Origin of the sequence: Staphylococcus nepalensis, assembly GCF_014635045.1 — a bacterium.
Lineage (GTDB): Bacteria > Bacillota > Bacilli > Staphylococcales > Staphylococcaceae > Staphylococcus > Staphylococcus nepalensis.
Window position 1 is genome coordinate 261,656 of sequence record NZ_BMCF01000003.1, and the last position, 13,075, is coordinate 274,730.

The following is a 13,075-nucleotide window of genomic DNA, read 5'->3' on the forward strand; positions in this document are numbered from 1 at the left end:
AAAAAGATGACTATATTACGGAACACTTCGTAATAAGTCACCTTTATGGGTGCGAAGATATGAAATCAGCTTGTGAGTTGTGATTTCTGGTTCGCATCTATTTTTTTGTTTCTAATAATAATGAATATAACATTGATTATACTGGCTAAAATACCAATTATTAATACATAATTTGATCCTAATCCTGTAATAAATAAACCACCTATAAAAGTACCTACAGTAGTACCAAAGTTGACAGCAGATAAATAGATACCGTTAGACAAATCAGGCGCATCAGGTGCGGACGAAGTAACCACGTATTGGGTAACGTTAGCAGAGATACCGGCCAGTGTTCCCCAAGCAATCGAAATAATCATCATTGGTATTAAGAACGAACCTAAACCAAACATAATAAGATAAATGACGATAAGTGCAAAAGGTAATGCTAGTATTGCTTTTTTAGGTATACTTGAAAGTAATTTACCAGCAATGATATTACCGATTATATTGGATGCACCATAAAGGAATAATATAATTGAAACAAAATCACCTGGTGCTTGCGTTACGATATTTAAAAAGTCTGTAAAGTAACTATAAACGCCAAATACAGCAGCGTTAAAAAGCGTGGATACTAGTATTGAAATCCATGTTAATGGACGTTTTAAAACACGTAATTGCGTACCATAAGTGATTGATGCTTTAGCAGGCATTTTTGGAACATAAATAAGTGTTAAAACAAGTACAGCAATATTAACAATAGCAAAGAATAATAGCGCAATTTGTAGGTTGAATTGTGTTGCTAAAAAGTTAACAATCGGCACCCCTACAACCATACCTGCTGAAACGCCGATGAATACACGGGCTACTGCTTTTGGTGCGTTTTCCGGTTTAACAGAATCAGAAGCTACTGAAAAAGCGAGTGAGATATAAACGGGATGGAAAATCGCTGGTATAATTCTTACGATTAATAAAACAGCAAAGCTCGTTGTAAACACAGAAACTAAGTTACTGATAACGAATATAACTAATACAATAATCATGACTTTCTTGCGTTCTACTTTAGATAATAACAATGGCATGATCGGGCCGGATATGGCAATACCTATTGCAAATATTGAAACTAACCAACCTGCAGTAGAGGTAGTAACATCAAACTGACTAGCAATTTGGGGTATTAAACCGATAAAACCCATCTCAGTATTTAATATACCGAAAACACCTATTGTTAGGATGAATATAATGAATTTGTTATTTTTCAAATCGATACGCTCCTAATTTAATAATTAATTATAGTGTAAAATTGATTTTTAGTTATAACAAATACTTATTGTTTATTTCTAGTTATTCACTATACGAATAACTATTTTTATAAATATTGGAAAGAGAAATTAATATATCAAGTAGTTTGAATATGTAGTTGTCGCTCTATATTTTGGGTTTAAGTCACGCTTAGAAAGATTTTTAGAAAGTTTTGAATTATAAATGTAATCAAGCAAATTGAAAAAGGACTAAACACTGTTAAATCAATGCTTAGTCCTTTTCGTCGGTTCTATTTTTACAAGAATACAATTTTTGAAATTTTCTTTTTCTATGGATTGCGTCCTTCGTTTTTATTATTTTGTTATAAATCCTTTAATATTATATTTCACGTGTATTTTCTGCTTTATTTTTCGTTTTTATAAGTAACGTTAAAATAAAGCCGATGATTAATAATATCGTAGTGAATGCAAATGCTGCATCAACACCTAGTACAGTCGCTTGTTGAGCAATATCGGTTTTTGTCTGACCTGGGCTAGGTGAATAATTAGTACGGACAATCGCCATAATGGTAATCATAATGGCAGTACCTATCGCGCCTGCAATAATTCTTAAAGAGTTCATAATAGCAGTGCCGTGCGAAATATTCTTACTTTCTAGTGCATTAATGCCGATTGTATTAAGTGGCATAATAATGAGTGCTACAGCAAACATACGCACCGCATAAATGACAATAATGTACCAATAAGGTGTTTCTGAAGTTAAGAAACAATGGAGTATCGTCATAATAATTAACAGTATAAAACCAGGGATGGCTAATACTTTTAGTCCATATTTATCATATATTTTACCTGTGTAAACCGACATAAAGGCGTTGACTACTGCGCCAGGTAAAATAACGAGTCCTGAGAGTATTGCAGAGAGTCCGAGTCCAGATTGTACATAGATTGGAATTAATAACGCTGGACCAACAATACCAATAAATAACACCATTGAAGCAAATGATGATAGTGAAAATGTACGGTTTGCAAATACGCGCATATTTAATAGTGGATTATCAATTCTAATTTGTCTTGTGACGAAAACTGCAACAATTAGGATACCTACGATAAGTGAGATAATCACGATTGGTGATGAAAATCCTAAATTTCCTGCACTACTAAAGCCGTAAAGCATTAAACCGAAACCGAGTGTTGAATACACAACAGAAGTTTTATCCAACTGTGTATGTTTTGTTTCGTTGTTACTTTCCACAAAAATTGCACCTACAATGAATGCAATGATAGCAATGAGCGCTACTACTATAAATGGTGCTCTCCAACTAAATGTATCGATTAGGAAACCAGTTAAAGTCGGACCGATTGCGGGTGCTGATTGAGCGACGATACCAGTTAGTCCCATTGCAAATCCACGTTTTTCAGCTGGAAATAGCGTGAATACAGTGAACTGCATGAGTGGTAATAGTATACCTGCACCAATAGCTTGGATTACACGTGCAAACATAAGTAATGCAAATGTAGGCGACAGTGCTGCTATGATAGAACCGACTAGGAATGCACTCATAGAAAAGATATAGAGTGGTCTCGTGTGGAAACGATCCATTAGAAAGGCTGTTAATGGAATCATAATACCATTAACTAACATAAATCCTGTTATTAACCATTGAGCAGTGGTATCAGTTATCTTTAATCCCGTGATAATGGCTGGCAATGCCGTGTTAAGTAATGTTTGGTTTAACATTGCTACAAAGGCACTGCTGAGCATAACTAATATAATGGTATTTCTCTTTTTGTTAGATATAACATTCTCCGACATTATAAATACATCTCCTTTTTATAACATCCCATCGATAAATTTTAATCACTTTAAGTTAGCAAAGCAAACCATTCGGTTTAAAAAACTAATGTTTTTTAAAAATTATTTTTACGAAAATAATATGCAAATAAAATAGGTCGGAATCTGTTGTCTTTTTTATATTATGAATAATAAAATAGTTACGTTGGAAGAGATAGAAAAATTTACTTAAACAAGATGCGTCAATATATAAATAATGAAGTAGATAAGTTACAAATGAAGCTTTTACGGCGTGTTTGTTTAGGGGATCGTGCCAAGCCATCACTCCATATCTTGTTTTCAAATAGGTTAAAAAGCCGCTTTTTAATTTATTGAGAGAATTGCACTTATGTGTGAGTTTAGTTTTCCAATTATTTAACTTGGACGTTTTTTATATAAAAAAAGAGACCCGTTTGGGTCTCTGATCGCTTTATAAGCGCTAAAGCGGCTGTGTCATTTTATCTAAGCGTAACTTTACCTAATTGATACAACATACGCTTTTTGAACCTGTGTGGCTTCTGTTATGCTCTGCTTGCGTTACAATATATTGAAACCGTGTCAGTTTCTAGTTCGTCTTCATTATGTTGAAACGTTAATCAAAGTGAATCATTTCTGATACATATAACGCGATACGTATATTTAATGAATGGACAGGATCTTCAATATTAGTACCAATCATATTACTACATTTATTAATTCTATATTTTACAGTATTTCTGTGAATAAATATTTTATCTGCTGTTTTCGTAATATCACACTGATTATCCATATAAACTTTTAGCGTTTGTTTTAATTCCACATCTTTCTTTGTTTTTGGATAACTCAACGGTCCAAGCGTATGTTTAACGAATGGTAATAACTTTTCTTGTGGAATCAATTGTAGTAGCTCTTGAATATCTTTGGAATGATATTGTGAGATAAATGCTTTTGTGCCGCTAGGTAATTCATTTTCAAAGGCTTCGTTAGCTTCGAAAAATGAAGAAGGCAACTGTGAAAATTCTGTCACTTCATTTCCGATACCAAATGAAATGCTATCGTCAAAATATTCACTGTAACTTTTTTGGATTTTTTTAAGGTATTCATAGTAATATTCATGGCGATTTTGTAATAATACCGCAAACCGATCATTACTAGGTAATTTATAAACACTAATATAAGAATCGATATCCGTTAATTTATGCTTTAACCAAAGGAAGGTGAGGTGATGACGTTCATTCAAATAGTAGCTATTTTCTAAATTATTTTTTTCATCTATACCACAAATGATAATTTGATAATAATCAGAAGGATAAATATAGTACTGTCTTAATAATTCAGAATGCTTTTTAATAGAAAGCGTTTGATCATTTTGATTATTGACTAATGATTCGAAAAATCGATTGATATCATTTTCTTCCGCTTCTTGAATCTTTGTATTTTTGTACAAAGCAAAACTCAACACACTGACAACTTGTTCGATGGTTAATAAACTAAATGGATAAGATAATTTATTAACTTGAGAAACCATTAAATAATATGGGAAATAAGTGTAACCTAATACTTTAAAAATGACATGATCTCTATTTTCGAAGACTAAATTGTTCTTGTCATATGTGAGTGCATCTTGGTAGTGGTTCATGAAATATTTGATATGTTCAGTCATTAAAGCATTGCCTTGTCTATAATGACGGCTATACGCTTCAGGCGCTTTGAAAGGATCAAATAAAATAATCGGTACGCCAAGTAATTTACTCATGCGATCGATCATTGTATCGATACTAAAGCCCTTGATTAATAATTGATTTAATTCTTGTTGTACCTGTAAAGCATAATTCAGTTTACCTGTTTCAGAATCTGATATAAATGAAGAAATTTCATGCGTGATTTCACCTAGATTCCAACTTTCAGGAATTTCAATTAATGGAAACTCGATTGAATCAGCGAAATCTATGACATCTTGATTGATTTCATGTAAAAATCTTGAAACTTTAATACCTAATCCAGCTGTGTGGATATCATTTAAGTCTTTAATTAATTTTTTTAAGTTATCCTGATTATCTTGAAATAATACGCCTGTCGTTAGAATAAAAGAATTACTCGATGTGAAATGTTTGATATCATTATTTTCAGTGATGTCTAAATTGGTTACTTCTGCTGATAAATCTCCGTTGTTATTGATTAATTTTAAACCTTTAAATTGGGGAACGGATAAAATTTCATTTAGGGTAGTCATCATAATGTCCTCCGTTTCGAATTAACACTAACATAACGCATGCTAATGTGTATAAATATATATAATGATTCAATCTATCTATAGCAAAGAATTTTGTCGATTTGTGATAATGATTGTTCAAAATGTTCAAAAAATATAATTTATAAAATTAATTATACACATATTTTGTTCGATTCCTATAATTTTATCAAATAGAAATGTCATTACTAACAAAGAAAAACGCTTACATTCATACTACACTTATAACTGAAGATTATACATCTAGTTATTAGCTTATTAAAGCAAAGGAGATATAAAGAGAATGGGAAGACAGGCGAATGATGCGGCATTAACAGAATCGGTTTTCAAAGAACGCGGTTATAATGAAGACATAATGCCAAAGACATCAGCACAAAGAAATAACTCCGCATTTAACTTTTTTACACTATGGATGGGGGCTGTTCATAATATACCTAACTACACTGCTGTTGGGGGATTCTTATTACTAGGATTGTCACCATTACAAGTCATATTTGCATTAATATTGAGTTCATTTGTTATTGCTTTATTACTGGTTGGGAACGGCTATGCGGGTTCAAAATACGGCATCCCTTTTGCTATGCAATTACGTCATACATACGGTGATGTAGGCGCTAAGTTACCTGGTATCTTACGTGGTGTTGTAGCGGGTATCGCTTGGTTTGGTTTGCAAACGTTTGCTGGATCACAAGCACTATTAATTCTATTAAATAAAATATTCCCAGGCTTTGCTGATATTGGACAAGGTATATCAATCCTTGGTATCTCTGTTCCAGGACTTATCGCATTTCTAATATTTTGGGCTATTAGTTTCGCAATTGGCTTTGGCGGTGGGGATATTTTAAATAAATTCACTGCTATTTTAAATCCACTCATTTACATTGTATTTGGTGGTATGGCTATCTGGGGTGTTATGGCTGCAGGTGGCGTTGGCAATATTTTAGATTATGAAATTTCTACAAAATCAAGTGGTATTATTTACCCAGCAATTTTATCATTTATTTTAATTTTCAACTCATTATTAGGTGTATGGGCAGGCCCTGGTTCAAGCGTGTCTGACTTTACCCAAAACGCAAAATCTACTAAGACACAAGTTGTTGGGCAAATCTCAGGTATCGTAGTTGCACATATTTTATTTGCAATTGCGAGTGTGTTCATCATTATTGGTGGCTCAATTTATCTAGGTCATCAAGAATGGAATATATTAACGATTATTAATGAATGGGATAACTTCTGGGCCATTCTGATATCAACTGGCGTATTATTGATGACTACTATTTCAACTAATGCGACAAGTAATATCATCCCGGCAGCATATCAACTCAGCGCACTTTTACCAAAATGGATCAACTATCGCCGTGGTGTAGTTATCGCCTCAGTCTTGAGTGTTGTAATTATGCCATGGAAGATGATGGAAGAAGAAGACAGTATTTTCTTATTCCTAAATGCGATTGGTGCTATACTAGGTCCAGTAGCAGGTGTTATGATTGTGCATTTCTATATTGTGTCTAAATGTCACATTGATATAGATAAGTTGTATTTTGATTTGAAAGATAAAAACCACGACATACCACGTATTAATGTTTCTGCGTACATCGGAACGGTTGTTGGTGTAGTTGTTTCATTACTAGGCTTCTTACCAGCATTTACTGTGATATCAGACTTTTCATGGTTTATAGGCTTTATCATAGCCGGTGGTGTTTACTTAATTTTACATTATGTATTCCACGCAGATAAGAGAAAAAAAGGAGGAGTAGATTATAATGAAATATGATTTAATTATTAAAAATGGTTTGGTCATTTTAGAAGATGGGGAGCAACAAGTTGAAGTCGGCGTTAAAGACGGTAAAATTGCTGCTATTGGACAAGAATTAGGAGAAGCTGAACAAGTCATCGACGCACAAAATCAAATCGTTTCACCTGGCATGGTAGACGCACATGTGCATATTACTGAACCAGGCGGTGGATACCGTGATGGATGGGAAGGTTATGTGACAGGAACAAACGCAGCTGCTAAAGGTGGCGTAACTTCATTTGTTGAAATGCCATTAAACCAAGTTCCAGCTACAACAGACAAAGCATCTATCCAAGCTAAATTTGATGCAGGTAAAGATGAATTATCAGTTGATGTTGCAAGCTATGGTGGTCTCGTGCCGTATAACTTAAACGGCGGTATTCAAGAACTAGATGAAGCTGGTGTAGTTGCTTATAAAGCATTCTTAGCTACTTGTGGCGATCGTTCTATTGAAGGCGACTTTGAAAATGTTGACGATTATTCATTATACGAAGGTATGAAACAAATTGCTAAGACTGGAAAAATCTTATCAATCCATTCTGAAAATGCTACAATCACTGATCGCTTAGGTGAAATTGCCAAAGCAAATGGTGAAACTACATTAAGTGCTTATGTAGATAGTCGCCCAGTATTTACAGAAGTTGAACCTATTCGTAAAATTATCTTATTCGCTAAAGAAACAGGTTGTCGTGTGCATATCGTACATGTTGCTTGTGAAGAAGGCGTAGACGAAATTATTAAAGCACAACAAGAAGGTGTAGACATCACTTGTGAGACATGTACACATTATTTATATTTCTACAAAGAAGAATTAGATGAAATTGGTCCAGTTGTTAAATGTTCTCCACCAATCCGTGAACAATCACGTTTAGAAGGTATGTGGAACCGTGTATTAAATGGTGATATTAGCTTTGTAACTTCTGACCATTCACCATGTACACCAGATTTAAAAGATACTGACAATGCATTTGAAGCATGGGGCGGTATTGCTGGATTACAAAATAACGTAGACATCTTATTTGACGAAGGTGTCCAAAAACGTCAAATGTCATTACAAAAATTTGCTGATATTATCGCAACAGCACCTGCAAAACGTTTTGGTTTAGATACAAAAGGAAGCATTGCAGTAGGTAAAGATGCTGACTTCGTATTCATTAAACCTAATGCATCATATACGTTACAAACTGAAGACTTAGCTTACCGTAACAAAATGAGCCCGTATATCGGCCGTGAAATTGGTGCTCAAGTTACACAAACTATTTTAAGAGGTCAAGCAATTTATAGCAAAGAAGCGGGTATTTCAGATAAACGTATTGGACGTTTTATCTAAGTATCATTTGACTTACCATAAATTTTAAAATAATAAATTTGAATCCCTTTCAAAGTTTTTCGCTTTGAAAGGGATTTTTCTATTTTCATAAAGTGTGAAGTTAGTTTGATTACTTAGCTCTAGGGAATAACATGACATATTATAGTTTTATAATAGAACATTTGAACACTTGATAATAAGTAGTGTGTACTTAAATTTATCGAAACAACACAAGTATATAAAATAACTAAAAGCATAAGATAATTAGAATTAAAGGGGCTGTAATCATTGGAAAAATTAGTGTCATTTTCGGATTGGCTTTGGGGGTATCCACTCGTTTTATTGCTTTTATTTGCGAGTGCGTTTTTAACCATTAATTTAAAATTTCTTCAATTTCGACATTTTTTTTATATGTTAAAGCAAACATTTGGTAGCGTTAATCAAAAACCTAAAGGGGAGGGGACCATCACGCCTCGCCAAGCATTAACTTCGGCCTTATCTTCTACTGTAGGTGCAGCCAATATTGTAGGGGTGCCTACTGCAATTATGATGGGAGGCCCTGGCGCAGTTTTTTGGATGATGGTTATTGCTTTTTTAGGTATGGCTTTAAAATTTAGCGAGAATGTCTTAGGGGTACATTATCGTGAAAAAAATAAAAAGGGTGAGTTTGTAGGTGGGCCAACCTATTATATGAAAAAGGGATTTAAAAATAAGAAGCTAGGTGCGATATTTTCTCTAGTATTTGCATTTGCATTAATGATTGAAATTGTTCCAAGTATCATGGTTCAAGGCCATTCTGCAGCGAGTACAATGCATGACACTTTCAATATACATATGGGTGTTTCAGGCGTTGTATTAGCAATACTTGCAGCCTTAGTAGTATTTGGCGGTGTGAAACGTATCGCTTCTTTCGCTGAAAAAATTGTGCCAATTATGGTCGGGCTTTATTGTTTTTTTGGATTTTTAATCATTTTGATGAACATTGGTCACGTGCCTAATGTTATTTTATTAGTCGTAGAACAGGCATTTAACCCAACGGCTGCTGTAGGAGGAACATTTGGTGCGGCGTTAGCGACTACAATTCGCTGGGGATTCGCCCGAGGTATTTATTCTAATGAAGCAGGGCTTGGCACATCATCGATTGCCCATGCGGCCGCTAAAACAGACCATCCGGTTCGACAAGCATTTTGGGGGATTAGTGAAATAGTCGTGGACACTTTACTCATTTGTAGTACAACTGCATTTGTGGTTTTGGTTTCAGGGGTTTGGAAAGCGAACGATGCCAAAGCGCAGTCTGCAGCACTAACCGCAAGAGCGTTTGAAAATTCATTTGGTGAATTTGGTAGCATGATGGTGTCTATTTCAATGATGTTCTTCGTATTCTCAACTGTTATTGTTGTCATTTTTTATGGATCAAGAATGGCGGAATTCTTATTTGGGCTCACAGCTGGGTGGATTATGAAGGGGATATACGTGCTCTCTATGATTGTAGGAGCATTAGGCGCAGCACAACAATTGTGGGACTTGCTTGACTTGGCGCTTGCTGTTGTACTGATCCCAAACGTCATAGCCGTACTTATGTTATCGCCAAAAGTAAAGTCATTAACTACAGATTTCTTTAAAAATTATAAGTAAATTTTAAGATTTAATCTAAAAAGTACCAAATCTCGCATACAGCGTTACTACCAAGTGAAACGTCGTGCTTCACTTTTAAGGTAGGTTAAACATGTATGTAAGGTATGGTAATTTTATGGATAAACGCCTGTGTTAGCTATTTGGGTGTTGCGTCGGTAAATGGTCAACGATATTATAATCTAGAATATTGGTTTGATTATTATTTATTTCTAACGTACTGAAACTACCGTTTATGAGTTTAGTTATCCCTGGGCTTATTTTTCCATTTGAAAAGTAATGAAAAATTGCTTTGATAAAAGCGCCGTGAGAAATGATTAAAATATTTTGATTAGCGTGGTCTTCATGCACAGTACGCATACCGTTTAAAAAACGGTCCGTAATCATTGACTCAGTTTCTTTGTTTGGATAATTGCGATCAGGAAATTGTAAGGCGCGTTCGTGTTGCGTAAGACCTTCTGCGTCACCAAAGGCAACTTCTATAAAAGAAGCCATTTCATAAAGTGGAATATCTAATTTTTGCTGGATAATTTGACCGGTTTCTTTGGCTCTTAGTAAGGGACTTGTAATAATAAGATCCCATTCATTTGGGGTTAAGCACTCGCCACATGCTTGTGCTTGTAATATACCCGATTCATTTAGTGGGATGTCAGTACGACCTTGTAATTTGCCAGCAATATTCCAATCTGTTTCGCCGTGTCTGATAAAACATATTTTTGTCATTATAATTCAACCTTTATTATGTATTTTAGAGTGATGTGTGCCCTATACAGCTTGGCACTTTTTTCAATCATAATATATCTATATTCAAATAATTTAAAATACGAGCTACCTCAGATGATCGGTGTTAGAGGTCACTCGTATCGTTTGCTATTGACTTCAATTGTAAAATTAAACGTCTTTATGCTTCTAATGTGGTATCGATTTTAGCTAATTCAATTGTCGTTTCAATCAGGACATTAATACCTTTTTCAATTTCTTTATCTGTTACAGATTCTTTTGGAGAATGACTGATGCCATTTTTACAAGGAATAAATATCATACTTGTTGGACAAATTGGTGCGAAATTCATTGCATCATGGCCAGCACCACTGTACATATAACGATAATGATATCCCAATGTGTTACAACTTTGTTCAGAAATCTTTGCAATGGTTTGATTAAAACGACGTGGTTGGTCTTGTCCTAAATCTTCTAAGTCATAGCTTGTTTGTCGGTGATTTGTAATCGTATCGATATGCTGTTGCATTTCTTTGACGACGGTTTCGCGAACACCTTCGTCTTTACCACGTATGTCGATAAGCAGTGTAACCTCACCAGGGATAGCATTCATTGTATTTGGATAAACGCTTGCATATCCTACCGTTGTCACGATTCCTTTATCATGATATGCCCGACCTAAAGCTTCGATTTTTAAAATGATTTCGGAGGCGGTAGTTAGAGCATCGGTCCGCATTGGCATAGGCGTTGAACCTGAGTGACTTGTAACGCCTTGAATTTTTAATTTGAAGCGATGTGGTGCAGCAATATCCGTTACAATCCCAATATCTTTTTGATTATTTTCAAGAATAGGACCTTGTTCAATATGCAACTCTAAAAATGCTTTAATTTTATTTCTTTCAAATAGAGCCGCTTTGCCGTGCATATCTTGTGCTAAAGGGGCCACAATGTCATAGAGTACATGACCATCATTATCTTTAATCGATTTCATATCTTCTTTGGTCATCTTACCAGTAAGATATTTGCTACCTAATGTCGCTTCGTTGAAACGTGTAGATTCCTCACAAGCAAAAGCGATAATAATAATAGGATGGTCTGTTTCGATATGATGTTCATTTAAATGTTCGACCACTTCAAGAGCACCTAACACACCGAGTAGCCCGTCGTATTGTCCACCATCTTTTACGGTATCAATATGTGATCCTAAAACAACTGGCTTTAGAGAAGGGTTTTTACCTTCTCGGCGTGCAATAACATTTCCAAAGAAATCAAAATAAACATCGAGACCCGCTTTTTGACACAGCATTGAAAATCTTAACGCAGCAACACGTTCAGGATGACTGAAAGCAATTCGGTTAATACCGCCGTTGTTTGGATTTCGCGCAAAATTATTAAATGTTTGGAAGTTCTCTATTACATTTTGTAAGTTCATCGTTTGTCCCCTTCGCTAATCTATTAAATTTGATTTAAAAATTGTACAGCTTGTTTGTATAATGTTTTACTCATTGAACTAACTTCACGATCAAAATCATGATTATCTTGGTTTAAAGTTTCAAAATGACTATTTGCAACTAATTTATGCACATGTTCACTTTCACTATAAGGCACATCAGGGTCTCCTGTACAGTGTACAATAAAGGTAGGAGGGAAATTTTTCAATACTTGTGGCGGGATATTGTAAGCACTATGTGTAGAGGACTCAATTCCCAGATAAGCAAGCCATTTCGCTTGACCACGAACATATAAATAAATAGGATACCTTGTTTGTAATAGGCCTGACGTTAGTGGGTGTGCTTGTATAAGTTGATTCAATACTGCAGGCGTGATTTGAGTAGATAAATCTTGGTATTGTTTATTTGGTCTTAAAAATGAGGGTACATGTATACGAGCGTAACCATAAAAATCAATAATCCCATCTATTTTACGATGACGTGCGACCATCATTGCTAAATAAGCGCCAGCAGAGCGACCAAAGGTAAATAAAGGTAACGAAGGATAAAGCGATTTGAAATGATCATAATTGCTGAGTGCATCTTCAATAATCGTATTGATATTACTTTCTGGAGCAAGTCGATAAGATACTAACGCGACATGATAGGATTCAGTCAAAATTTCAATATAATCTTGTGGTAAGTCGTTTGGTTGACCAAATATGAGCCCGCCGCCATGGAAATATATAATCACACCTTTGGGGTTTTTACTTTTCGTTTTTATTATGGTATATGGTAATTGAAAGCCATCGCTTGATTGACAAGTTGCTTCTACTTGAGTCAAATGGGTTAACCTCCTGTTAGATATATTTTGCTAAATATAGTATCTC

Annotated in this window: 9 protein-coding genes; 3 read left to right on the plus strand and 6 right to left on the minus strand. The window is 34.8% G+C overall.

Annotated features, from left to right (window positions below; genetic code table 11):
* Positions 1 to 65 precede the first annotated feature (65 nt).
* From IEU88_RS06855 to IEU88_RS06865, 3 genes are all read right to left on the minus strand, one after another.
* Complete coding sequence (locus IEU88_RS06855) at positions 66 to 1,238, minus strand: MFS transporter (protein ID WP_115359588.1); 1,173 nt, start codon at positions 1,236 to 1,238, stop codon at positions 66 to 68.
* Positions 1,239 to 1,617: 379 nt separating this feature from the next.
* Positions 1,618 to 3,051, minus strand: coding sequence for an MDR family MFS transporter (locus IEU88_RS06860; protein ID WP_096823958.1), 1,434 nt, complete (start codon positions 3,049 to 3,051; stop codon positions 1,618 to 1,620).
* A gap of 610 nt (positions 3,052 to 3,661) precedes the next feature.
* Complete coding sequence (locus IEU88_RS06865) at positions 3,662 to 5,281, minus strand: PucR family transcriptional regulator (protein ID WP_096811018.1); 1,620 nt, start codon at positions 5,279 to 5,281, stop codon at positions 3,662 to 3,664.
* Between the two features lie 301 nt (positions 5,282 to 5,582).
* On the opposite strand from IEU88_RS06865, the gene allW reads away from it, so the two are divergent.
* The 3 genes from allW (at position 5,583) to IEU88_RS06880 (ending at position 10,038) form a co-directional block, all read left to right on the plus strand.
* Positions 5,583 to 7,073 carry an allantoin permease gene (gene allW / locus IEU88_RS06870; RefSeq protein ID WP_096811017.1) on the plus strand — a complete coding sequence of 497 codons (1,491 nt, stop codon included), beginning with the start codon at positions 5,583 to 5,585 and terminating at the stop codon, positions 7,071 to 7,073.
* Positions 7,063 to 8,424 (plus strand): allantoinase AllB, encoded by a 1,362-nt coding sequence (gene allB / locus IEU88_RS06875; RefSeq protein ID WP_103372527.1) that lies wholly within the window; start codon positions 7,063 to 7,065, stop codon positions 8,422 to 8,424. Before allW ends, allB begins: the two co-directional genes overlap by 11 nt.
* A gap of 267 nt (positions 8,425 to 8,691) precedes the next feature.
* On the plus strand, positions 8,692 to 10,038 hold the full coding sequence (locus IEU88_RS06880; RefSeq protein ID WP_103372528.1) for an alanine/glycine:cation symporter family protein: 1,347 nt from the start codon (positions 8,692 to 8,694) through the stop codon (positions 10,036 to 10,038).
* A 132-nt stretch (positions 10,039 to 10,170) separates the two neighbouring features.
* On the opposite strand, the gene IEU88_RS06885 is transcribed toward IEU88_RS06880, so the two are convergent.
* The 3 genes from IEU88_RS06885 to IEU88_RS06895 all read right to left on the minus strand — a co-directional run bounded on the left by IEU88_RS06885 (position 10,171) and on the right by IEU88_RS06895 (position 13,029).
* On the minus strand, positions 10,171 to 10,758 hold the full coding sequence (locus tag IEU88_RS06885) for a histidine phosphatase family protein (protein WP_096811014.1): 588 nt from the start codon (positions 10,756 to 10,758) through the stop codon (positions 10,171 to 10,173).
* A 178-nt stretch (positions 10,759 to 10,936) separates the two neighbouring features.
* Positions 10,937 to 12,187 carry a M20 family metallo-hydrolase gene (locus tag IEU88_RS06890; RefSeq protein ID WP_096811013.1) on the minus strand — a complete coding sequence of 417 codons (1,251 nt, stop codon included), beginning with the start codon at positions 12,185 to 12,187 and terminating at the stop codon, positions 10,937 to 10,939.
* Positions 12,188 to 12,210: 23 nt separating this feature from the next.
* The gene (locus tag IEU88_RS06895) at positions 12,211 to 13,029 is read right to left on the minus strand and encodes an alpha/beta hydrolase (RefSeq protein ID WP_103372529.1); all 819 of its coding nucleotides are present in this window, start codon (positions 13,027 to 13,029) and stop codon (positions 12,211 to 12,213) included.
* Positions 13,030 to 13,075: the final 46 nt, after the last annotated feature.